General features: G+C 47.4%; 21 protein-coding genes and 1 tRNA gene. 19 read left to right on the top strand and 3 right to left on the bottom strand.

Annotated elements, in window-relative coordinates:
* Nucleotides 1-45 precede the first annotated feature (45 nt).
* The 5 genes from M3152_RS17365 (at nucleotide 46) to hepT (ending at nucleotide 5498) form a co-directional block, all read left to right on the top strand.
* Nucleotides 46-285: an anti-sigma-F factor Fin gene (locus M3152_RS17365; RefSeq protein ID WP_251697077.1), complete on the top strand. Its 240-nt coding sequence runs from the start codon at nucleotides 46-48 to the stop codon at nucleotides 283-285.
* 79 nt (nucleotides 286-364) lie between these two features.
* Entirely contained in the window at nucleotides 365-3898 is a 3534-nt protein-coding gene (gene mfd / locus M3152_RS17370; RefSeq protein WP_251697079.1) for a transcription-repair coupling factor, read from the top strand.
* 88 nt (nucleotides 3899-3986) lie between these two features.
* Nucleotides 3987-4523, top strand: a complete 537-nt coding sequence (gene spoVT / locus M3152_RS17375) for a stage V sporulation protein T (RefSeq protein ID WP_060205952.1) — start codon at nucleotides 3987-3989, stop codon at nucleotides 4521-4523.
* Nucleotides 4524-4669: 146 nt separating this feature from the next.
* A complete protein-coding gene (mntA, locus tag M3152_RS17380; RefSeq protein ID WP_251697081.1) occupies nucleotides 4670-5089 on the top strand; it encodes a type VII toxin-antitoxin system MntA family adenylyltransferase antitoxin in 420 nt (139 codons plus the stop codon).
* Entirely contained in the window at nucleotides 5082-5498 is a 417-nt protein-coding gene (gene hepT / locus M3152_RS17385) for a type VII toxin-antitoxin system HepT family RNase toxin (RefSeq protein WP_251697124.1), read from the top strand. The genes mntA and hepT overlap by 8 nt, the downstream gene beginning before the upstream one ends.
* A gap of 67 nt (nucleotides 5499-5565) precedes the next feature.
* Here hepT and M3152_RS17390 read toward each other — a convergent pair whose 3' ends face one another.
* Together M3152_RS17390 and M3152_RS17395 are read right to left on the bottom strand one after the other, a co-directional pair.
* On the bottom strand, nucleotides 5566-6258 hold the full coding sequence (locus M3152_RS17390; protein WP_251697083.1) for a hypothetical protein: 693 nt from the start codon (nucleotides 6256-6258) through the stop codon (nucleotides 5566-5568).
* Nucleotides 6251-7075, bottom strand: a complete 825-nt coding sequence (locus M3152_RS17395; RefSeq protein WP_251697085.1) for an ABC transporter ATP-binding protein — start codon at nucleotides 7073-7075, stop codon at nucleotides 6251-6253. The genes M3152_RS17390 and M3152_RS17395 overlap by 8 nt, the downstream gene beginning before the upstream one ends.
* A gap of 175 nt (nucleotides 7076-7250) precedes the next feature.
* Here M3152_RS17395 and M3152_RS17400 point away from each other — a divergent pair, with 175 nt between their 5' ends.
* The 10 genes from M3152_RS17400 to M3152_RS17445 all read left to right on the top strand — a co-directional run bounded on the left by M3152_RS17400 (nucleotide 7251) and on the right by M3152_RS17445 (nucleotide 16544).
* Nucleotides 7251-8237 (top strand): ABC transporter substrate-binding protein, encoded by a 987-nt coding sequence (locus M3152_RS17400; RefSeq protein WP_251697087.1) that lies wholly within the window; start codon nucleotides 7251-7253, stop codon nucleotides 8235-8237.
* 38 nt (nucleotides 8238-8275) lie between these two features.
* Entirely contained in the window at nucleotides 8276-10201 is a 1926-nt protein-coding gene (locus M3152_RS17405) for an iron ABC transporter permease (RefSeq protein ID WP_251697125.1), read from the top strand.
* A gap of 378 nt (nucleotides 10202-10579) precedes the next feature.
* The gene (locus M3152_RS17410; protein ID WP_251697089.1) at nucleotides 10580-12172 is read left to right on the top strand and encodes a putative polysaccharide biosynthesis protein; all 1593 of its coding nucleotides are present in this window, start codon (nucleotides 10580-10582) and stop codon (nucleotides 12170-12172) included.
* Nucleotides 12173-12177: 5 nt separating this feature from the next.
* On the top strand, nucleotides 12178-13635 hold the full coding sequence (gene mazG / locus M3152_RS17415) for a nucleoside triphosphate pyrophosphohydrolase (protein WP_251697091.1): 1458 nt from the start codon (nucleotides 12178-12180) through the stop codon (nucleotides 13633-13635).
* The gene (locus tag M3152_RS17420) at nucleotides 13632-13922 is read left to right on the top strand and encodes an RNA-binding S4 domain-containing protein (protein WP_251697093.1); all 291 of its coding nucleotides are present in this window, start codon (nucleotides 13632-13634) and stop codon (nucleotides 13920-13922) included. Before mazG ends, M3152_RS17420 begins: the two co-directional genes overlap by 4 nt.
* A gap of 84 nt (nucleotides 13923-14006) precedes the next feature.
* A complete protein-coding gene (gene yabP / locus M3152_RS17425) occupies nucleotides 14007-14303 on the top strand; it encodes a sporulation protein YabP (RefSeq protein ID WP_251629840.1) in 297 nt (98 codons plus the stop codon).
* Nucleotides 14300-14767 carry a spore cortex biosynthesis protein YabQ gene (yabQ, locus tag M3152_RS17430; RefSeq protein WP_353056627.1) on the top strand — a complete coding sequence of 156 codons (468 nt, stop codon included), beginning with the start codon at nucleotides 14300-14302 and terminating at the stop codon, nucleotides 14765-14767. Before yabP ends, yabQ begins: the two co-directional genes overlap by 4 nt.
* 55 nt (nucleotides 14768-14822) lie before the next feature.
* Nucleotides 14823-15239 (top strand): FtsB family cell division protein, encoded by a 417-nt coding sequence (locus tag M3152_RS17435; RefSeq protein WP_251697096.1) that lies wholly within the window; start codon nucleotides 14823-14825, stop codon nucleotides 15237-15239.
* A gap of 125 nt (nucleotides 15240-15364) precedes the next feature.
* Nucleotides 15365-15784 (top strand): S1 domain-containing RNA-binding protein, encoded by a 420-nt coding sequence (locus M3152_RS17440; RefSeq protein ID WP_251697098.1) that lies wholly within the window; start codon nucleotides 15365-15367, stop codon nucleotides 15782-15784.
* Between the two features lie 316 nt (nucleotides 15785-16100).
* The gene (locus M3152_RS17445; RefSeq protein WP_251697100.1) at nucleotides 16101-16544 is read left to right on the top strand and encodes a DinB family protein; all 444 of its coding nucleotides are present in this window, start codon (nucleotides 16101-16103) and stop codon (nucleotides 16542-16544) included.
* A 453-nt stretch (nucleotides 16545-16997) separates the two neighbouring features.
* On the opposite strand, the gene M3152_RS17450 is transcribed toward M3152_RS17445, so the two are convergent.
* Nucleotides 16998-17071, bottom strand: a tRNA-Met gene (locus M3152_RS17450).
* Between the two features lie 195 nt (nucleotides 17072-17266).
* Between M3152_RS17450 and M3152_RS17455 the strand changes: the two genes are divergently transcribed.
* From M3152_RS17455 to ftsH, 4 genes are all read left to right on the top strand, one after another.
* A complete protein-coding gene (locus M3152_RS17455) occupies nucleotides 17267-19678 on the top strand; it encodes a SpoIIE family protein phosphatase (protein ID WP_251697102.1) in 2412 nt (803 codons plus the stop codon).
* Nucleotides 19679-19720: 42 nt separating this feature from the next.
* On the top strand, nucleotides 19721-21154 hold the full coding sequence (gene tilS, locus M3152_RS17460) for a tRNA lysidine(34) synthetase TilS (RefSeq protein ID WP_251697104.1): 1434 nt from the start codon (nucleotides 19721-19723) through the stop codon (nucleotides 21152-21154).
* Nucleotides 21135-21677, top strand: coding sequence for a hypoxanthine phosphoribosyltransferase (gene hpt, locus M3152_RS17465; RefSeq protein WP_251697105.1), 543 nt, complete (start codon nucleotides 21135-21137; stop codon nucleotides 21675-21677). Before tilS ends, hpt begins: the two co-directional genes overlap by 20 nt.
* A gap of 208 nt (nucleotides 21678-21885) precedes the next feature.
* On the top strand, nucleotides 21886-23913 hold the full coding sequence (gene ftsH, locus M3152_RS17470) for an ATP-dependent zinc metalloprotease FtsH (protein WP_251697107.1): 2028 nt from the start codon (nucleotides 21886-21888) through the stop codon (nucleotides 23911-23913).
* Nucleotides 23914-24120 lie beyond the last annotated feature (207 nt).

Here is a 24120-nt window from a genome sequence, read left to right on the forward strand (position 1 = left end):
CGGCTCCCTAGCCTATACTTTGTTAAAAAGGGGTCGATGAAACCGATGAAACCGAATGACGTTCGTTATTCATGCAGGCATTGCAACACAGAGGTCGGCAGCATCCCACTAGCTTCTGCCGAAGAGATCCTCCGGGAACTTAAAAAGGCGGAAGATGGGCAAGGCGACCACTTTCTAGAATATGATGAGAATGGTTCAATGACGGTGCGTTGCATTTGTGAGCAATGTGAACAGTCGCTGCGAATGAATCCTGATTACTATGCATTACGGAAATGGCTGCAATAGAATTTTCTGCTTTGGCGTATCGAGCGCGCAAAGCTTTTTTCACTTCATTTTATTTACTGCAAAGCGAGGAAAATAATCATTGGATGCGCTCATAGATTTATTTCTACAAGACAAAGAGATTACTAAAGTTGTTGAGGAGTTAAAAACAGGACAGGACCGCCAATTGCTGGCGGGGCTATCGGGTGGCGCAAAGGCCGTCTTTTTCAAGACTGTCCAGCAGTCAGCTGAGAAGCCGATCCTGATCATCACTCCCAACATGCTGCAAGCACAACGTACATACGAAGACCTTGTGAAGATGCTCGGCGACTCACTCGTTCATTTGTATCCGGCAGAGGAATTGATCGCTGCCGATTTTTCTGTGTCCAGTTATGAACTGCGCGCAAACCGAATAGATACGCTCGATCATATGGCGCGCATCGGCAAAGGAATCTATATTACGCCTGTCGCGGGAATGAAGAAACTACTTCCTCCGAAAGAGAGATGGCTCGAAAATTCCTTGTCCGTCCATTTGGATGACAGCATTGATGTGGACGAATGCATCCGGAAGCTTGTGGAAATGGGCTATGGGAGACAGGAGATGGTAACCGCACCGGGCGATTTCGCTCTGAGGGGCGGCATTTTGGACGTGTATCCATTGAATATGGAAAACCCGATCCGAATTGAGCTGTTTGACACGGATGTCGACTCCATCCGCATGTTCTCTGCGGAAGATCAGCGCTCAACCGATAAACTGACAGAAGTGACAATCCTTCCTGCAACGGAACATGTTTGGGACGCCACGGAATTATCTCATATCGCCTCGAACTTAGAGGACGCCCTTCGTACAAGCCTGAAGCGGATGAAAAATGAAGAGGCAAAAGAATCCCTTACGGTGAATATAACCCGGGATATCGGGCTTTTGCGAGACGGCATCACGCCGGAAGGGATGATGAAGCATGTATCGTTTTCAGACCGTGTCCCATCCTATCTTGGTGATTATTTTCCCGAAGATGGCATTGTTCTATTCGACGAAATCGGACGGATCCTTGAAGTGTCTTCCTCTCTTGAAAGTGAAGAGAAGGAATGGTTTCTGACGCTTCTTGAGGAAGGAAAAATCGTCCATGACGCGAAAATCTCGTTTTCATTCGAAGAGATGCATAAAATGCTCGATCAGCCCAAATCATACTTATCATTGTTTGTAAGAGCTGTGCCGGGTATCGTCCTAAAGAAAACGGTCTCGTTCTCTTGCAAACCGATGCAGGAATTTCATGGGCAGATGAACTTGTTGAAAAATGAAATGGATCGTTGGCAGCAAGGAAAATACAATATCTTTATCGTTGCTGATGGGAAAGAACGGATGGCGAAGGTCCAATCGATTCTTAGAGACTATGAGATGGATGCGGCAGTGAGCGGCAAGCCGACAGGCGCGGGAACGATTTCAATCATCGAAGGGGATCTGTCCGCAGGATTCGAATTGCCTTTTCAACGTCTAGCGGTCATTACGGACGCGGAGCTGTTCAAAGGGAAACCGAAGCGGAAAGCCCGTCCTCAAAAAATGACAAACGCAGAGCGCATCAAAAGCTATTCGGAAATCAAACCTGGCGACCATATCGTCCACGTCCATCACGGAATCGGTAAGTATTATGGCGTTGTGACACTCGAAGTGGGCGGCGTCCATAAAGACTATCTGGATATCCGCTATCGTGGGGAGGATAAACTTTTCGTCCCTGCGGACCAAATCGACTTGATTCAGAAATACGTCGCGTCCGGGGAGAGGGAGCCGAAACTCCATAAACTCGGGGGTGCGGAATGGAAAAAGACAAAAAGCAAGGTGTCATCCGCAGTCAAGGATATTGCGGACGATCTGATCAAGCTCTATGCGCAGCGCGAGGCTGAAAAAGGGTTTGCATTCTCGCAAGATGATGATCTAATGCGTTCCTTTGAAAATGCATTCCCATACGACGAGACGGAAGATCAGTTGCGTTCCATCGAGGAAGTAAAACGGGATATGGAGAGAGAGCGTCCGATGGATCGGCTTCTTTGCGGCGATGTCGGATATGGGAAGACGGAAGTGGCGATTCGTGCAGCGTTCAAGGCAGTCGCGGATGGCAAGCAAGTCGCGTTCCTCGTTCCAACAACGATTCTTGCCCAACAGCATTACGAAACGATGAAGGAACGGTTCTCCGGATTTCCGGTGGAAGTGTCTTTATTGAACCGCTTCCGTACGCGGAAAGAGCAGACGGAAACGTTGAAAGGGTTGAAGGCAGGTACGATTGACATTGTCGTCGGTACCCACCGCCTCCTTTCTAAGGACGTCGCGTATAAAGATCTCGGCTTGCTCATCGTCGATGAAGAGCAGCGGTTTGGCGTGACGCATAAGGAAAAGCTCAAGCAGCTGAAAACGAATGTGGACGTCCTTACATTGACGGCGACGCCGATACCAAGGACGTTGCATATGTCGATGCTCGGCGTCCGGGATTTGTCCGTCATCGAAACGCCTCCAGCGAACCGTTTCCCGGTCCAGACATATGTCATGGAGCATAACTTCGGTCTTGTCAGGGAAGCGATTGAGCGCGAGCTGGGACGTGGTGGCCAAGTGTTCTATCTATATAACCGCGTCGAAGACATGACGCGCAAAGTCGATGAAATCAAGCAGCTAGTCCCGGAAGCGCGTGTCGCCTTTGCGCACGGGCAAATGAATGAGTCGACTCTTGAATCCGTAATTCTAAGTTTCCTGGAAGGCGAATACGACGTCCTTGTGACGACGACAATCATCGAGACGGGAATCGATATTCCGAATGTCAACACGCTCATCGTCCATGATGCTGACCGCATGGGCTTATCCCAGCTGTATCAGCTGCGCGGACGAGTCGGCCGGTCTAACCGTGTTGCATACGGCTACTTCCTCTATCAGCGTGACAAAGTGCTGACAGAAGTGGCGGAAAACCGACTGCAGGCAATCAAAGAATTTACGGAGCTTGGATCTGGGTTCAAAATCGCGATGCGGGACTTGTCGATCCGTGGAGCGGGGAACTTGCTTGGCTCCCAGCAGCACGGCTTCATCGACTCTGTCGGTTTTGATCTGTACTCACAAATGTTACAAGAGGCAATTGAGGAGAAACAGACGGGCATCGTAAAATCCGAAATTCAGGATGTTGAAATTTCCTTGCCAATTAATGCCTATTTACCGGATTCGTATATTAAAGACGGATTCCAGAAGATCCAAATGTATAAACGGGTGAAAGCAATCGAAAGCGAGGAGGATTACTCCGAGCTCGTCGATGAGATGACCGACCGGTTCGGTGACTTGCCGCTTGAGGCCGACCTGTTGCTTCGTGTCGGAAGGATAAAGGCATGGGGTCGCATGGCGGGTGTCGAATCGATTAAAAAACAACGTTCTGTCATTGAAATCCGCCTAACTGAAGAAGGTACGGCGAAGACGGATGGAGCAAAAATTGTTTCCGACTCCATGGAATTCGGCCGTGCTGTCGGCTTTACGATGGAAGACGGCAGGCTTATCATAACGGTTGATGAGCGCCATACAGGCAAAAAGACGGAATTTGACGTTCTTGAGGAGATGATGAGGATTCTGCATTCGTCTATCAAAGAGTCCGTTTCCACAGATTCCGTCTAAAGGAACTATTGCATAAAATGTCCAAGCATGATGCATACTATATCCGAACGGAAAACGGTTTTAATTTTTGGAAAGTGAGGCATCATGCATGAAAGCAACAGGAATCGTGCGCAGAATTGATGATCTGGGGAGGGTGGTCATCCCGAAAGAGATCAGACGGACGCTTCGCATACGCGAAGGGGACCCGCTTGAAATCTTCACCGACAGGGATGGCGAGGTAATCCTAAAGAAATATTCCCCTATTTCCGAGCTCGGTCAATTTGCGAAAGAGTACGCAGAAACACTATACGAAACCCTCGGAACACCCGCCCTGATCAGTGACAGGGATGAAATGATCGCCGTATCCGGATTATCGAAAAAAGATTATTTGAATCGCCAATTGGCTCCGGACGTGGAAGATATTTTAAAGGGCCGCACCATCGTTACGGAAAAACTTGAAAAAGCAGTAGAATGGGTCCCTGGACAAGTCGAGCAAGTGAAATCCTACTGCATCGCTCCAATTGTAGCGGGCGGAGACACAATTGGCGCCGTCTATTTATTATCGAAAGTACATTTCATCGGAGAAGCCGAACAAAAAGCAGCAGAAACTGCAGCACATTTTTTGGCGAAACAGATGGAACAATAAAAAGCAGCCTGCACGCACCGGAAGAGTCGGTGCGAGTGGGCTGTTTTTTTCGTGTGAATATTTGTTAGGTGGGCATTACTTGTCACATCTCAATAATTTGAGCGTAGTGCAGTTTTTTACATAAACACTTATACTATTGATAAGGGGTGATACGCTTGCTAACAAATGAAATAAAAGAACAACTTATTAAAAAGGTAAAGCACGAAGTCAATCCTGCTTTCATTATCCTCTTTGGCTCTTTTGCAAAAGGTTCTGTACGTGAAGAGAGTGATATCGATCTTGCTTATTTCAGTAATAAGCAACTATCATCTTATGATCGTTTTCTTCTAACAAATGAACTTGCCTTAATTGGTGAGCGAGAAGTAGATTTAGTTGATATTAAAGAAATTGATACGGTTTTTACGATGCAAATCTTTGCACAAGGTATTCCAATCTATATACAGGATGAAAATGAATTTATCCGTCAAAGAATGAGAGCATTTAGTATGTATGCAACTTTAAATGAGCAACGTGCGGTAATAATTAATGACATTAAAGAAAGGGGAAGTGTGTTTGGGGATGAATGATGTCATTATAAATAAAACGACAATGATTGAACGCTGTTTGAAACGAATTCATGAAGTGTATGAAGGTAACCCGGAAAATTTAAGAGATTTCACAAAGCAAGATAGTATCGTTTTGAACATTCAACGTGCTTGTGAGGCAAGCATTGACTTGGCTATGCATGTAGTAAGTGAACGTAAATTAGGAGTTCCAAAAACGAGTCGCGAAGCATTTAAGCTATTACATGAAGCAGGTTTAATTGAAGCAAGCCTTGCAAAAACCCTAATGAATATGGTTGGCTTCCGCAACATCGTTGTTCATGATTATCAAGCTTTAGAACTTGATATTTTAGAATCAATTCTAAATAAACATATAGACGATTTCAAACAGTTCACAAAGGCGTTATTACAGTTGGAAGATGACCAAGCCTAGGTAATCATCATGAGAAACAATAAAAAACAGCCTAAACGTACCGGAAAATCGATGCGGGTAGGCTGTTTTATGTTCTGTTTAACGGACAATACGGACATTTCTCCGTATCTGGCAGTTCCTTTAATAGGCAGCAAGTCGTCCGTTTGTAGTTTGCCATGGCGGCAAGTGGCTCTTCATTCTGCAAATACTGTTTAAAGGGCGAGCGCCTCATATGCGGCTTCCATGTTTCATTATCCAATAAGAAATCGAGGTCGCTTTGTGCCGAGGGGCACTCTTCGTTAAGAAGCATGGAGTACATCCATAGCACATAGCCCCATACATTCTCCCATAGGATCAGCTTGGAAACATGCGCGCGCTTGCTCATATATTCGACGACTGGATGTCCGTATTGCTCGAGAATGAAACAAACCGCTTCGTGCCGGTCTTGGACACCCTCGAAAGAATCAGGCGGGATGGTAAACTGGATTGTCCCGTTTTCGATGAATAAAGAGACGTCCTCCAACTTGCCGGTAAAGAGCAAGTTGGAATTGCTGAGCATATGGAAGAGGCCCGTAATGAAGAATCCGTGCCTCCTCATATAAATGGAAGCCGCCACGGCATCTGTCGGCGCGTTGGTTAACGTTTGAATCTCCGAAAATAATTCAGTACCGGCCGTTTCCGACAAGATTGCATGGACGTTCGTGAATGCATCAGGCTGCCTGTTCAGAAACACGCCAAATCGTTCAAATGATGCAATGTGCTCGTCGTTCAGCTTAGGCACCTGTATTGCTCCTTACTTCCTGCACGACGCAGCGTCCACGACCGTATGGAACGCAATGCGGCGTTCCGAAAAGGGGATCCGTCGACACTTGACATTCCATGCCGAAAACCGCGCGGACGAGATCGCAAGTGATGATATTCTCAGGTCTGCCTTGCGAATAAACACCGCCGTCTTTAATAGCGACAATATTATGGGCATAACGGGAAGCCAAATTCAGATCATGGAGCACCATGACGATTGTGCGGCCTTTTTGTTCATTCAACTCAAACAAGAGGTCCAAAATTTCGATTTGGTGCGTCATGTCTAGATATGTCGTAGGCTCATCCAACAGAATGACGTCAGTATCTTGGGCAAGTGTCATCGCAATCCACGTACGCTGGCGCTGGCCACCGGATAAAGTATCGATCGCCTGGTCACGAAGGTCGCTAATTTTCGTCGCCTCCATCGCTGCCTCGACCTTTTTCGTATCTTCCGCTGTCCAGCGGGAAAGCCATGATTGGTGAGGATACCGTCCTTGTTTAACGAGGTCGTGAACCGTCAATCCTTCAGGTGAGACGGGACCTTGGGGAAGGATGCCCATCTTCTTCGCGACACTGCGAGAAGACATGGAATGAATATCTTTCCCTTCCAGCAAGACGGAGCCGTCCGAAGGCTTCAATAAACGGGCGATTGAACGGAGCAATGTGGACTTACCGCAACCATTGCTGCCGACGAAGACGGTAATCTCGCCACGAGGAATTGCCAAATTCAAATTCTCGAAAAGAAGACGATCTTCATAACCGATAGAAAGGTCTTTTGTATTTATAGTAGGGTGCATACTAGAATGCCTCCGTTTCATTTATCCTAAAAGGAATGAACTTATTACTAAGAAGCATATCATAATCCCAACCAATTGAGAATGATAATCATTAATTTCTTGAAAACACTTTACAAATGACGGACCAAAAGATTACACTACTAATTGATAACGATTATCAACGTGGAGGTAAAACATGAATAGATATATGAAAGCATTCTTATTGCTGGCTCTCAGTGTGATTTTGGTGGCCGGTTGTTCATCGAAGAAAACGGAAGATAAAGGCGCAGGCGGCGAGACGTCTGAAAACAGTGTTACGATCGTAGGTTCGAACGGCGAAGTGACGCTTGATAAGCCTGCTAAGAAAGTCGTCGTCCTCGAGTGGACGTATGCGGAAGATCTGCTGGCACTCGGCATGCAGCCTGCGGGAATGGCGGATATCCAGGAATACCATAACTGGGTGAATATCGACGCTGAATTGAGCGCTGATGTCGCTGATGTAGGTGGAAGACAAGAACCGAATTTAGAAGCGATCGCTGCGCTTGAGCCGGATTTGATCATCGGTGTCAGCTTCCGTCACGATGCGATGCTGAAAGATTTGGAGAAAATTGCTCCGACAGTCATCTTCAATCCATATCCCGAAGACGAGTCCATTGACTTGTATAAGGAAATGACGACGACATTCAATGAAATCGCGAAGGCTGTAGACAAGACGGATGAAGCTGAAAAAGTGTTGGCGCACTTAGATGAGAAATACGAGGAGGCGAAAGCTGAAATCGAGAAAGCTGACCTGAAGACGAAGGATGTCATCTTGACGCTCGCTTACACAGGTCCTCAAGCGCCGGAAATTCGGGTGTTCACACCGAACTCCATGGCTTCTCAAATCCTTGAGAAGATCGGCTTGAAAAACGTACACGTGCCGGATCAGTTTGAAGTATTCGGATCGAGCACATTCAATGTCGAAGGGTTGACGAAGTACGAAGATGCAAACTATTTGTATACGGTGCAGGAAGAAGACAATGTATACGAAAAGCAATTGAAAGATAATGCTGTTTGGAAAAACTTAAATTTCGTAAAAGAAGACCGACTATTTAACCTCGGCGAGGATACTTGGTTGTATGGAGGTCCGCTGTCAGCCGAAACTTTGTTGAATCAAATCGTCGATACGATGGTCAATAAATAATGGCGGGAAAGGCTTCAGGGAAAAAATCGTTGTTCGTTATGATCATCGGTCTTTTCCTGTTGTTCGTTTTATCTTTCATCCATCTGACGCAAGGTCAAGCTGATTACACAGTTTCCCAACTTTTGAAGGAGGTTTGGGTGGAGGGGCGCATTCAAGATATCGTGCTTTCCCTCCGGCTACCGCGTCTGGCAATCGGTATTTTAGCAGGCGGGGCGCTCGCTGTGGCGGGTGCGATATTACAGACGTTGACGAACAACCCGTTGGCGTCCGCAAGTACACTTGGCATCAATGCAGGTGCGTATTTCTTTGTCGTTGTTTCGATGATCTTCTTTCCGTCTGTCCTTGGAGATTTCCCTTTTTTAGTTGCGCTTGCAGGTGCCGTGCTTTCGTCCGTACTCGTCGTCACTCTGGCAGGGAAGCAGATGGAGCCTGTACGCGTCGCCTTGACGGGGATGATCATCTCTTTGCTGTTTGCATCCATGACAGGCTCGTTGCAGCTGTTGTTTGAGAATCAGACAAACGGCCTCTTTTTATGGGGATCGGGTACGCTTGTGCAGCTGAATTGGAGCGGCGTTGCGTTTGCGGGTCCGATGATCATTATTCTGTTCATCGCCGCGTTAGGCATTGCGAAACCGATGGATATTCTATCGTTAGGTGAAGATGTTGCGTCTTCGCTTGGTCAAAACGTTCGTATCGTTAAATTAATTGCGTGGGCTGCAGCGATTTTGCTTGCGGCGACGACGGTCAGTGTTGTCGGTCCGATCGGGTTCATCGGTTTGATGGCTCCGCATATCGTCCGGATGCTTGGTGTCCGCGGCCATTTGCATGTCTTCCTGCAATCGTTCTTATGGGGAAGTGTAATGATGATCGGGGCGGACGTGCTCGGCCGGTTGATCCAGCCGGGACAGGAAGTGCCTGTCGGTGCAATGACGGCATTGGCTGGCGGACCTTGGCTGCTTTATTTGGCTTGGAAGACGGCGAAGTCACATACGAAAGGCGATCGCCAAATGGGCGGCACGTTGAAGCCGGTCAAACTGCCGGTCGTCATTTCGATCGTTACGATTTTAATTGTCGCTGTCTTTGCATTGGCATTATCCTATAACGGAATGGCATGGTCGCTCGATTGGATGAAACCGGTCGTCTGGAATTTCCGGGTGCCGCGTGTGCTTACGGCATTCATCATCGGCGTGATGCTTGCGCTTGCCGGTGTTTTATTGCAAGGCGTCTTACGGAATCCGTTGGCGGATGCAAGTGTGTTGGGCGTTACCTCGATGGGTGGTGCCGGGGCGATGCTGCTATTGGTCGCAATCCCTGCAATCCCTGTTCAATATATGCCGCTTGGAGCGGTAGTAGGAGCCGCCGTTGCTCTTGGCATCATTATGGTGACGGCTTGGAAAAACAATTTCCAGCCGATGCTCGTTGCGTTGATGGGGATCGCGATATCGGCATTCGGCTCTGCCGCAACACAAGTGTTCGTCGTAAAGGCGAAATTGGCGGTCGCTTCAGCGCTCGTCTGGCTATCTGGCAGCACGTACGGAAAAGGCTGGGAAGATGTGCAGCTGTCGTTATGGTTGCTCGTTCTGCTCATCGGTCCTGCCGTCTATTTGACGCGGAGCTTAGATGTGTTGACGTTCGGGGATGACGTGGCATCTGGTCTCGGCTTATCCGTCAAATCGACGCGCGTCTGGGCGCTGATTGTCGGAGTCGCAATCAGTACAGCAGGAGTCGCGATTGTCGGAACAATCGGCTTCGTCGGGTTGGTTTCGCCTCACATCGCCCGTAGATTAGTAGGTTTCCGCCATTTGCCGCTACTTGTCGTCTCAGGCTTGTTGGGCGGACTGCTCTTAGTGACTGCGGATTTTGTCGGACGGATTGCCATCGCGCCAAAAGACATCCCGAGTGGACTTATCGTTGCACTCATTGGAACGCCGTATTTGTTGTATTTATTGAGGAAAATGAAATGACACAGCCACACGCTCATCTGCAACGGAGGGTGTGGCTGTTTTTGGAATGAGAGCTATTTGCAAGGGAACGAGAACTTATTCGGAGTAAACGAGAACTCTTCGCTGAAGAATGAGAACAATTCAAGGTTAAACGAGAACTTCTCGTCCTTAACGAGAACTCATTCAGCATAAATGAGAACTTTTTGCGCCAGAACGAGAACTCGTGTTGAGGGAGTGGACCCCATCTTGGAATAAATGGACCTTGGCCGCAAAAGAATGGGCCTTTTAAGAATAAAGAGGATCTTTTGCCATCGCGAGCTTACTCTATCAATTCACCGGAACAGATTTTGCCGGAAATGCTATACTGGAAACAAAGAAAACATCGAAAGAGGCGCAGTTATGTCCAAAGCGGATTGGAATATGAAAACATTCATGAAAGGTGCATCGATTTTGACGATTTCGGCCATCATCGTCAAGCTGCTGGCGGCGGTATACCGGATTCCGTTCCAAAACCTTGTCGGGGATAAAGGATTTTTCATTTACCAGCAAGTGTATCCGTTCATCGGAATTTTCATCGTGTGGACATCGTACGGCTTTGCGGTGGCAGTCTCGAAGTTGCTCGCGGGCAGCGCAAGCGACGGAGAAGCGAAGGCGATCAAGCGGGTTGCCTTTCTCTATTTAGCCGGACTGTCTATATCATTTTTCATCATTCTCACGACGTTCGCTCCGTTTTTCGCACAGGCGATGGGAGATCCTGAACTGGTCTCACTTCTTCGTGCAGGTGCTTATATCGTGCTCGTCATGCCGATGCTTGCAGTGTTGAAAGGTTCATTCCAATCGGAAGGGCAGATGACGCCTGTTGCCGTTTCGAATGTCGGTGAGCAAGTGTTGCGGGTCGCAATCATCCTTATTGGGACATGGGTGGCTGTCCGCGCGGGAGCATCCCTTTACACGGCTGGCGAAGTGGCCATGTGGGGCGCTGTTATGGGCCAGGCGTTAGGTGTTGTCATTCTTGTCCTGTTTTACAGAGATGCATATAAAGGGCCGCATACACAAGTGGATACGTGGCGTGTCGTTAAAGAATTGACGTTTGTCAGTTTGAGCGTCAGCGCAAGCTCGCTTATCTTGCTGCTGTTTCAAATGGCGGATTCGTTTATGATCTACAATAGTTTGCTTGCGAAAGGCTTTGTCGCGGATGCAGCGATGGAAATGAAAGGTATTTATGACCGTGGGCAGCCTCTCGTCCAGATGGGGATTTTGATCGCTTCCACATTGGCGCTCGCAATCGTCCCGCTTATTGCGCATCATGCAGCTAAAAAGGAAGGACGGGGTGCGGAACCGTTTATACAGCTCACATTCCGGACAGCTGTTTTATTCGGATGGGCGGCGGCGGTCGGGCTTGCATTCGTCTTGCCATATGTGAATGAAATGCTGTTTGAGACAAGGGACGGCTCCGCTGCGCTGATCATATTTGCGTTTCAGATCTTTTGGCTGTCGCTCATCTTGCCGTTGACCGCAATTTTACAAGGTGCCGGCAAAGTCAAAATACCGACGCTGTTCCTTCTTGGCGGGCTTGCCGTGAAAATAATCGCGAATCAATTGTTAGTGCCGCTCTATGATGTAACAGGTGCAGCGCTTGCAGGGAATATCGGTTTTGCGGCGATTGCGTTTGGGCTTCTTCTTTATTTCAAAACCGTGTGGCCGATGAAACTGGCACCTAGCCGTTTTTACGGTTGGCTGCTCCTTGCTACACTTGCGATGGCAGCGGTCATTTTCCCTTGGATGCTTGCAGCGGATCAGGTTTTATTCGACAATCTGTCATCGCGAATCAGTGCTACGTTGACAGCATTGACAGCAGTCGCGCTAGGGGCGGGCGTTTTCCTAGTCGTTATCATGAAATCACGTATAATGGCGGAAAAGGAATGGTATTTGCTGCCGTTCGGAAAAAGATTGGCCCGTATACAATTGATTCTCACTAAAAATAGAAGGTGAATAAGATGAATACAATTACGATTATTGGACTTGGTGCGGGAGATCTCGACCAGTTGTCTTTAGGTACATATCGAAAGTTGAAGGAGGCTGAGTTCGTTATTGCGAGGACGGACCAGCATCCGGCCATTGAGGAATTGCGGGCGGAAGGCATGGAAATAGAGAGCTTCGACGCGATTTATATAAAAAACGATGAGTTTGGGCAAGTGTATGAAGAGATTGTTGAGAAAATAGTGTTGATGGCAAACGAAAAGTCAGTAACTTATGTCGTGCCAGGACATCCACTCGTTGCTGAGCGCACAGTGCAATTATTGATTGAAAAAGAACGTGCTGGCATAGTGCAGCTTGAAATCGCAGGGGGGAATAGCTTCCTCGATCCGATCTTTGCAGCGCTCCGGATTGACCCAATTGAGGGGTTCCAACTGCTTGATGGAACGGACATGAAGCGCGATGACGTCACGATGACGCAGCATGTATTGATCGGCCAAGTGTATGATGCATTCATCGCTTCTGAAGTGAAGCTTTCGCTAATGGAGAAGTATGCCTATGACCATCCGGTGACGATTGTGACGGCGGCGGGTTCTTCAATGGAAAATCTTCGGACTGTGCCGTTGTTCGAGTTGGATAGAGAGACGGAAATCGATAATTTGACGACAGTCTATGTACCTCCTGTTCGGGAGCGGGAGGATCGTTTAAAGGAATGGTCGACGTTCCGAGAAATTATAGCCGCATTGCGTGCTCCGGACGGCTGCCCGTGGGACCGCGAGCAGACGCATGAATCGTTGAAGCGGTATTTGATTGAGGAAGCGCATGAACTGCTCGAAGCAATCGATCAAGAAGACGATGAAGGCATCATCGAGGAACTGGGCGACGTGTTGCTGCAAGTGTTCCTGCATGCGCAAATTGGCGAGGATGATGGCTATTTTGCGATGGAAGACGTCCTGCAGTCAGTTGGCGATAAAATGATCCGCCGCCATCCGCATGTGTTCGGCGACCGGGACGTGGAGAACTCGGATGAGGTTTTGAAAAATTGGCAGGAAATCAAGAAAACCGAGAAGCCGCAAGCTGAATCGCTCTTGGATGGACAGGCACGCCACAGTTCGTCGCTGCTCACTTCATTTAACTACCAAAAAGAAGCGGCGAAGGTTGGATTCGATTGGCCGGATATAACAGGCGCTTTCGATAAATTCGAGGAAGAGTGGCAGGAATTCAAGGACGAAGTGGCGAATGGAACGAAGCAGAGCCAGACAGATGAGCTCGGGGATGTCCTATTCACACTCGTCAACTTGTCGAGGTTCTTGAAATTGTCACCCGAGGAAGCGATGGCGCATGCGAATGAGAAATTCAAACGACGCTTTTCGTTCGTCGAGCAAAGCGTAAAGAGTGGTAGAGGGGAATTCTCTGCCTATACTCTCGACGAATTAGAAGAGTTTTGGCAGCAGGCGAAAGGAAGGGAAAAGAAATGAGATTAGATAAGTTTTTAAAGGTGTCACGCTTAATCAAAAGACGGACATTGGCGAAGCAAGTGGCCGACCAAGGCCGTATTACAATCAATGGCAAGGTGTCGAAAGCATCGTCCGTCGTGAAACCTGGCGACGAGCTGGCTATCCGCTTTGGACAAAAGATTGTTACAGTAAGTGTCGATATGTTGAAGGAATCAACGAAGAAGGAAGATGCCGCGTCGATGTTTACAATCTTGAAAGAAGAGAAGCTGGACAAGGTGGAACCTGAATTTATTGACGATGAAGATTGAGGGCATGACAGGAACTTTTCCTGTCATGTTTTTTTGTTTGGCCGCATAGGATGGCAGTGAACGTACAAGCAAAGGAGGAATAGTATGCAAATCCAGACCGACAATCCAACATACGCAATTCCATCAGGGGATCATGTCATCACGATGAGAAATCGAAAAAGAATGGATCTTACATCTGTTAAAACAATCGATCGGTTCGACCAGGAGGAGTTCATCGTACGGACATCTCAGGGAGTATTAGTAATTCGCGGGGAGGAGCTGCGTATCGTCCATTTGGATGTAGACAAAGGGCTTCTTACATTGGAAGGCACAATCAGCACGATGCAATATGACGAAGAAGATGCAAGTTCACGCGGTTTCCTCCATAAATTGTTTGGATGAGTCTCTCTGTCCAGTTTCTTAGTCTTCTTGCAATGATTGGGACAGGCATCGGGGCCGGGGTTTTCATGGATTTGATCGGAACGGGCGTGGATGCGACCGGCAAGACGTCGATCATCCGGAAATATGCGGTCCCTTTGGAAGTGATCGGCTGGATTTTGATCGGGTGTGCATCGTTCTACGTTCTTTTCATCGTCCGGGACGGGGCATGGAGGATGTATGACCCGGTTGCCCAAATTTGCGGCATGTTGTTATATGCATCACTATTCCACCGGCCTTTCAGGTTTTTCGGGAGAGTCTTGAATATGGTAATCATTAAGCCGGTTGTGTTCATCATTAGGCTCCTGGTGAAGATCATTACGCAGATATTCAGGTTGCTCGTCAAAATTGTGAGGTTTCTACTTTCTCCTTTCATCTATCTATATAACAAAGTCTATAACTCTCTCTTTAAATCAACTACGGAATGATGTATAATTACTAGACTTATCGAATTTCGTACTGTAATGAGAGGGAGTGCAGGACATGGAGCAAAGGAAAAGGAAACCATCCACGACCGTTGCATCGATTGAAACTGAATATGTCCGCTCGTTGCGTAAAAAGGAAGTATGGAGAAACAAGCAGAAAAAGCGGCTACAGAAGAAACTGTTCATCTATGCAGTGATTGCATTCGTAGTGTTCGGCGGATTGACGAATATGTATATTCAGCAACAGCAGACGCTGCAGGAAAAAGAACAGCAAAAAGTGGAGACGCTTGCAAAGTTGGAAGAAGTGAAGGAAGAACAAGAACTTCTTAAAAAACAGCTTGTGAAATTGGATGATGATGATTATATTGCCAAGCTTGCACGGAAAGAATATTTCTTATCTGACGAAAATGAAATCATCTTCTCTGTTCCTGAAAACAAGAAGAAAAAAGAAGAAAAAGATGACGGAAAAGAGTAGTCTTATTGACACTCTTTTTTTGTTGGCTATAATGAAAGTAAGGATCTTGCACTTGCAGGACTCGCCATATGGTAAAAAGGCATCTGAAAAGGGCCGTTTAAATCTTAAGGAGGAGCATTTTTTTTATGTCAATTGAAGTAGGCAGCAAGTTACAGGGGAAAGTTACAGGGATCACAAACTTCGGTGCGTTCGTCGAACTGCCGAACGGTTCAACTGGTCTGGTCCATATTAGTGAAGTAGCGGACAATTATGTGAAGGATATCAATGACCACCTAAAAGTAGGCGATATGGTTGAAGTGAAAGTGATGAATGTCGGCACTGACGGAAAAATCGGGTTATCGATCAGGAAAGCGAAACCGGAAGCTGAACGTCCTCAACGCCCTCAACGTCCTCGTCACAGCGGTGGCCGTCCTAGCCATACTGAGCGTCCAGAGAATTTTGAGCAAAAGATGGCGAAATTCATGAAAGACAGTGAAGAACGCCTTTCAACTTTGAAAAGAGCAACAGAATCTAAACGCGGTGGCCGTGGCGCAAGAAGAGGGTAACTTGCTGGCTGTTTCAATTAGTGGAAATGAATCTCTTATGAGCGATCTACATCTAGTTAAGATGTAGGTCGTTTTTTTTGTGCAGTTACTGACAAACAAGTATAAGCTGCTGGAATTACGCATAAATCTGCCCAGAGACGCATAACCGCGGTGAAAGACGCATAAGTTCATCCAAATGTGCATAAATCTACTAAAGCGCGCATAAATGAATTTATTCACGCATAAAAGCTTCCAAACGCTCATAAATATTTTTTTCACAAGGATTTCATTCTGCAGCTGCCGAATATTGAATAATGAAAAGGGGGGCTGAATTGGAATGGATGAAATCATGAACAATCTCAAGAAGTACTTGGAATGGATGGATTCATTGAGCTCACTGACTGAGCAACAGGCGGATGCACCTTATCAAGAGGGAAAATGGTCGCCAAAGGAGATTCTTATGCATATGGCAGAATGGGATCGGTTCACTTTGGAGCATCGGCTTCGGCGTTTGGGAGAATCAGAGATACTGGAGGATGTAGAGTGGGGGCCATTCAATGAGCAGGCTGCGAAACTTGCAAAAGAATATTCATTTGACGAAGTGATTGAGCTCGCAACACAGTATCGGCAACAAATTATTGATTGGCTTGAAGGTGCGGATGAGACGGAATGGACGAAGCCATTCAACATCGGGGAGCATGTTCTGACATTGGAGGAATATTTCACGGATTTTGCCAGTCATGATTCGCATCATAAGAAACAAATCGAGTCGATTCGATAAGAAGATAAGCTCGTTAATGAGTTATGCGTGATTGTGAGAGTTTATGCGCGTTTGCGGGAGTTTATGAGTGTTTGCAGGAGTTTATGCGTTTCTGGAGAAAGTTATGCGTGAGTTATTTGTTTTATGCGTGATTCCAGAGATTTATGCGTGTTTTGACATGAAATAGGCGTCCAGTCTTAAGACTGGACGCCTTTCTTTCGTTATTGTCTAGCTCCGAGCGTCAGCCTCTCGGGATGCTTCAGCCTTGCTGTTAAAGGCAAAGAGCGCCTTTAACCTCAAGGCTTCCAGCACCTGCCGAGGCTAAACGACGCTCTACGCATTTCTTGTTGTCCAGCTTCGGCGGGCAGATGCTCGGGGTCATAAGAAAACCCGGCTAGGTGGCAAAAAGCGCCACTACGCCGGGTTATTCTTATGCCTGTCGCATCTGATCAGGCCGCCTACGCTTTTCGATTATAGCGGCGGAGGGGGTCGAACCCACGACCTTTCGGGTATGAACCGAACGCTCTAGCCAGCTGAGCTACGCCGCCATGTTGTCCAATTAATTCTGAACGACAATAACCATAATACAACGGTCGACGGAGTCTGTCAACCTTTCGTTGGAAAACAGAAAATTGCTACGGAACTCGTCGAAAGATTTATGGAGCCCCTTGTCAGGAACAGACAAATTCTTTGGCTTGACCTATGTATACTCAGGGACAAGTAGACATAGGGGGAATGTTGAGATGAAGATGATAGGCAATCTTGAAAGACCGGTAGGCCAACAGATTCGTCACGTGGTGAGCACGATGGGCAAGCGGAAGATGTATGTATTAATGGCGGCGTTCTTTTTACTAAGCACATTTTTCTTGTCGCAAGCTGTTCTGTTCAACGCGGCTGTCCCTTTTTTCTTGCCGATTTGGGCTTTGGCGCAAATGCGATTCAGGAATCATCTCGTTTATGTATTCATCGGCGGAATTGCGGGAGGGGCAATTCTGGGGCTGGGACAAGCAGTGATCCATTTACTGCAATTGCTGTTATTTAATGTGGTGAGCAAGCATCCTCTTATGAGGAAGTCCATTCCATTGACAGTTGCAGGTACGATCATAGTTGTTCAAGTTTTATGGCAGTTTGTCATGCATAGCGGGCATACGCCTGTTGATGTGCAATTGTCGATCGGTTTCGAAGCGGTATTGGCGCTGTTCATGACATTTTTCCTGTTTGTTGCATTTCCTCATCGTGAGCGTATCTTTTATGGCCAGTGGTCGCCGGAACGTCTCGGGGCTGTTTGCATTGTCGGCATCATGGCGACAACCGGGATGGGCAATCTCATGGTCGGTCCGATTTCAATTTCAGGATTGCTGCTTCATTTGACCATTTTGCTGGCAGCACTTGCTGGAGGTCTGCCGTTCTCCACGACGATTGCGATGATGATCGCGGCGATTGCAGGAGTTGCGGAATTGTCGTTTACCGGGATGATGGCCGTATATGGCATGACGGGGTTTTTTGCAGGCGCTTTCAAACGTCTCGGGAAATTAGGTATTGCGACAGGCGGCTTTGCTGTATCCGTCTTCTTCCTTCTATATGACTTTACATTGCCGCTAGATACATCCCACTTCATGACGATCGGCTTGGCGACGCTTCTGTTCTTCTTTGTCCCGACAAAGAAAGTTGAACCGATTGGGCGGATGATTACGCCGACAGGTCAACAGGATATTTCGGTGAAGCGGCAGCAATGGTTGACCGACCGTCTGGATGAGCAATTATCGGATTTTCAACAGTTTGCTGAATTTATGTCTACTCTCGTCAATGATCGGTTCGCTTCAGATGACGTGAATGCTGCGCAGAACATCCCATCGATATGCCAGTCCTGTTTCAGATATTCAAAATGCTGGGAGGGAAATGAAGAAGGAATGGCGCGTCTCCTTTATGAGTGGGAAGGGACGTATTCGGCGACCAAGAAAGCGGCGCGCCATCGTGTGGAAGAGAGGATCAAATATAAGTGTATCCGTTCTTCAGGATTGATTTCCGAGTTGGAGGAGTCGGCTTCCAATCATCTTTTGATGGGGCAGCTTCAGCATGGGCGGAAAATGCTTGCCTTACAATTGAGAGATATGAGCACTCATTTGGAGAAAATCATGAATGATATAAAAGGGGAGATGTCGGTTAACCATCTTGCGGAGGAGGAATTGGGGAAGCATTTACAGTCGCAAGGAATCGAATATTATCAGATCGATATTTTATCAGAAGAGAAGGGAGCTTACCGGATCGTAATTTCAACCCCTGAAAGACGTTCGGATTTCGAGACGGATATGACGGTGGCAGAACGTCTCATATTACCGCTGTTGGAGGAAGTCTACCGCGAGCCGTTTAAAGTGGAGAAAACTGTCGCTCTGCAAGACCCGTTTCCTCATATCCAACTGATGTTTTCCTCGTCTGTCCGTTTTTCATTAGAATATGGAATTGTAGCGACGGCTGGGGGAGGGACATTCCATGCAGGAGACGCCTATGAAGTGTTTCCAATTCATGATGGACTCACCGCTGTTCTACTTTCGGATGGCATGGGGCATGATATAAATGCTTATCGGGAAAGCCGGAAAGTGATTCGTCTCATGCGGGAGTGTTTGGACCGGAAGATGGATCCGGAAACGGCGATGCATACATTACATTATATGATGTCGTTGAATGGGCTTGATGATATGTACGCGACGCTGGATTTAGCTTTGGTTGACCTGCAGGATGGACGGCTTTGGTCTTGGAAGGCGGGTTCAATGAGCACGTATATTAAACGGGGCCAAGATTTCCTCCGGCTTGATAGCAAATCGGTTCCTGTCGGGTTCCTGCCATCATTTTCGGTGGAAGCGACAAATGAAGAATTGAAGTCAGGGGATATTATCGTCATGCTAACGGATGGCGTATTCAACGGATCCGTTACAATTGAAAAACAGGAAGATGCGATCTATGGAATATTGGAAAAGTATGAGCATCTGTCTTGTGAGCCTATGGCTGACCGTATCATGTACGAAATGGAAAGGAAGTTCGGAATTGTGGCGGACGACCGGACTGTGTTGGTAATGAAGGTTGAACACGTTTTACCAAAGTGGACGACAATAAAGCCCACAAATCGATTTATTTCCCGGGAAAAAGTTATGGGGTAGAATAAGGGGTAGGTGAAAAGACAATAATGTGGAGGGCGAAAAATGCAGGCATTCGAAAGAAAAATCCTTGAATTCATTCATAAACAGAGATTACTGTCATCGGGTCACCGGGTTCTAGTCGCATGCTCGGGCGGGGTGGATTCAGTCGCACTTTTGCTCTTTATGGCAGGAATCCGCGAAGAAATGCGGATTGAAGTAGCTGCTGCCCATGTCGATCATATGCTTCGTGGGCGGGAGTCAGCGGATGACGGCAAACTTGTGAAGGGGTTATGTGAAAAGCTTGGAATTCCTTTCTTCGGCGGAAATGTCCCTGTACCCTCCATCCTGAACGAAGAAGGTGGAAATATGCAGGACGTTTGCCGTACTGGACGATACGCCTTTTTCAGTGAAGTGATGCAGGCGGAACAATATGATGTACTGGCGACGGCGCATCACGCAGAAGACCAATTGGAGACGGTGCTCATGCAATTGTCAAAGGGGAGCTCCCCAATCGGCATCCCGATGAGCCGGAAAATCGATGGCGGGGTTGTCAGCAGGCCGTTTCTTCCTGCAATGAAGGAAGAGCTGCATGCCTATGTGATAGAGCGCGGTGCACAATTCAGGGCGGACCCGAGCAATGAAAGTGACGCTTATTTGCGGAATCGGCTCCGCCGCCATGTCGCACCGGTAATCATGTCAGAAAACCCCTCCGCGGCATTGAATGTCGTTAAAATGACGATGGGGCTGCAGGAGGATGAGATGCTCTTAGACAGCCTTGCAAAGGAGCATTTCGCGTCCGTCGTAACGTTCAAAGAAGACGGACTTCCTACCTTCTCAGTAGATCTTTTCAGAAGCATGCACACTGCTTTACAAAAGCGCTTCATTCCACTACTATTGAATTATCTATACTTCGGGGAAATCAAACCTGTTGAATACAACACAGCACTTTTGAATCAGTTGCATCACCATCTGTCCGCAAGTGCAGGAAATGTCACGATCGACCTTCCGAAAGGATACCGCTTCGTGAGGGAATATGGCATTGTTTCGATTGTGGAGAATATGCCAATACCGGATACTTCCCTTCGCGAGCTGGAAAAAGGCCAATGGACGTGCTGGGGGGATATACTGTTATATTGGGACGATGCGGATGAACATGAAGAGGACGCATTGGAATTGATGTATTTCGATTTACCCGATGCCGATTTGCCGCTTTACGTGAGGGGCAGAAAAGACGGTGACCGTCTATTGCTTCCGGGCATGGCCCGACCGAAGCGCTTGTCCAGATTGTTCATTGACGAAAAGATCGGTGCCGAACAAAGACGCAAGATACCGGTTATCACAACTGCGAACGAGGAAATATGCGCCATTCCTGGCGTACGATATGGCATCCAGTTCAGGGAACGGAAAACAGAACAGGAAAAGTACATATTTAAAATGAAAAAACGTGAAAATCTTAACGGAAAAGAGAGGGAACTTGATGTTGCAAAAAGATATTGAAGAAATACTCATCACAGAAGAACAGATCCAGGAGAAAGTTGCGGAACTTGGTGCCGTGCTGACAGCGGATTACCATGATAAATTCCCGCTTGCAATCGGCGTCCTTAAAGGAGCATTGCCGTTCATGAGCGACTTGATCAAACGGATCGATGCGTATATTGAATTGGATTTCATGGATGTATCGAGTTACGGAAATGCAACAGTATCATCAGGAGAAGTGAAAATCGTCAAAGACTTGAATGCAAGTGTAGAGGGTCGCGACGTGTTGATCATCGAAGACATTATCGACAGCGGTAAAACATTGAATTATTTGGTCGAACTCTTCAAATACCGGAAAGCGAAATCCATAAAAATCGTAACGTTGCTTGACAAACCGACAGGCCGAAAAGTGGACTTGAAAGCAGACTATGTCGGATTCCTTGTACCGGACGCATTTGTTGTCGGTTATGGACTTGATTACGCAGAAAAATATAGGAACTTGCCTTATATCGGTGTATTGAAAAAGGAAATCTACTCTTTCTGAAAGCTTTTCAACAAACCTTTACAAGGGGCGGTGGAAAGCTTTTTCCATAGTGGGCACGAAGTTGGCATGCTAGAATCTAAGAGTGTGGAGCCGTAAGCAAGACAATTTCATTATCTGTGCCTAAAAAAGGCATTTCCTTTGTAGGTTGAATCCGTTATATGATAAGATTTACAATAGTTTTCTGTTGAAAGAAATGAGGAGGCTTGGGATGAATCGTATACTTCGATACTTTCTATTATACGGATTGATCTTCCTTGCAATTATGGGGATTTTCAGTTCACTAAATAATCCGAATCCGAAAACGAAAGAGATTCGGTATGATCAATTTCTCACAGAACTAGAAAAAGGCGAAATTGAAACGATGTCGTTTCAACCCGTCCGTGGTGTTCTGACCGTTGAAGGTACTATGAAGGGCTATGAAGAGGGAGAGAAGTTTACGACAAATGTCCTGGTGGATGATTCCGCCGTCATGGATGAAATACGTGAGATACGTACAGTCGGGACAACGAATAACCCTGAGATCCAAATTCTACAAGCACCTGAAACAAGTGCATGGGTAGCCTTCTTCACAGGATTAGTTCCATTCATTATCATCATCATCCTATTCTTCTTCCTATTGAATCAAGCACAAGGCGGCGGTGGCGGCCGAGTCATGAATTTCGGGAAAAGCAAGGCGAAGCTCCATTCCGATGATCGCAAAAAAGTCAGATTCACAGACGTTGCGGGTGCGGATGAAGAGAAAGCCGAGCTTGAAGAAGTTGTGGATTTCTTGAAAGACTCACGTAAGTTTGTTGAACTTGGAGCGCGTATTCCAAAAGGGATTCTTTTGGTCGGACCTCCTGGTACAGGTAAAACGCTATTAGCGCGCGCTGTTGCGGGTGAAGCCGGCGTACCTTTCTTCTCGATCTCCGGTTCGGATTTCGTTGAGATGTTTGTCGGGGTCGGGGCATCCCGTGTCCGTGACTTATTCGAAAATGCGAAAAAGAATGCACCGTGTATTATCTTTATCGATGAAATCGATGCAGTCGGACGTCAACGGGGCGCAGGTCTCGGTGGCGGGCATGACGAGCGTGAACAGACGTTGAACCAGCTATTAGTTGAAATGGATGGATTCGACGGAAACGAAGGAATCATCATCGTTGCCGCGACGAACCGTCCCGATATCCTCGACCCTGCACTTCTGCGTCCAGGACGTTTTGACCGTCAGATCACTGTTGGCCGTCCGGATGTAAGAGGCCGTGAAGCGGTCTTGAAAGTGCATGCGCGTAACAAGCCGCTTGACGAGTCAGTCAATTTGACAGCTATTGCGCAACGGACGCCTGGATTCTCAGGTGCCGACTTGGAAAACTTATTGAATGAAGCTGCGTTAGTCGCGGCTAGACGGGGCAAGGCGAAAATTGATATGTCGGATATCGATGAAGCAACGGACCGTGTCATTGCAGGACCAGCTAAAACGAGCCGGGTCATTTCTGAAAAGGAAAGAAACATCGTCGCATTCCACGAAGCGGGTCACGTCGTTGTCGGACTTATGTTGGATGACGCTGAAATCGTCCATAAGGTGACGATTGTCCCTCGCGGCCAGGCCGGCGGATATGCTGTCATGCTGCCGAAAGAGGACCGTTACTTCATGACGAAGCCTGAACTTCTCGACAAAATTGCGGGCCTCCTCGGGGGACGTGTAGCGGAAGAAATCGTTCTTGGCGAAGTATCCACGGGTGCCCATAACGACTTCCAACGCGCTACGGGTATTGCGCGCTCAATGGTGACGGAATACGGTATGAGCAAAAAGCTCGGACCGATGCAATTCGGCCAGGCGCAAGGCGGCAATGTCTTCCTTGGAAGAGACTTTAATTCCGAACAGAACTATTCCGAATCGATCGCATATGAAATCGACCAGGAAATGCAGCGCATCATTAAGGAACAGTATGAGCGCACAACTACTATTTTGACCGAGCACCGCAATTTGCTCGACTTGATAGCAACAACGCTACTCGAAGTGGAAACGTTGGATGCAGAGCAGATCAATCACTTGAAAGATCATGGCACTTTGCCTGAGCGTCCATATGAACAAAATGGAAATGGCTCACAACCGAAAAAGGAAGATGCAGAAGCTGAAAAGGACTCGGTCCACCCTGATTCGATAGGCGCGCCCGCAGACCCTTCCATCGGAGATCTGCCGAAGGAGAATGGTGGAGATCAGCCACTTCCTCCGATCGATGAACATAGAAGAGATTAACGAAACGCTCCAACTTAAAAGGTAACATTCCAGTCGACTGCTTTTTAAGGCAGTCGGCTGTTTTTATTTCTTGACGTCTAGACTCCGGGCGACAGCTCCTCGGGTCGCTTCGATTTTGAAAGAAAAGGCAAGGAGCGCCTTTTTTTCAAACCCTCCACCGCCTATCGAAGCTAACCGTCGCCCTCCGCTTTTGGTTTGTGGTATGAT

It is taken from the genome of Sporosarcina luteola (assembly GCF_023715245.1).
Taxonomy (GTDB): Bacteria; Bacillota; Bacilli; order Bacillales_A; family Planococcaceae; genus Sporosarcina; species Sporosarcina luteola_C.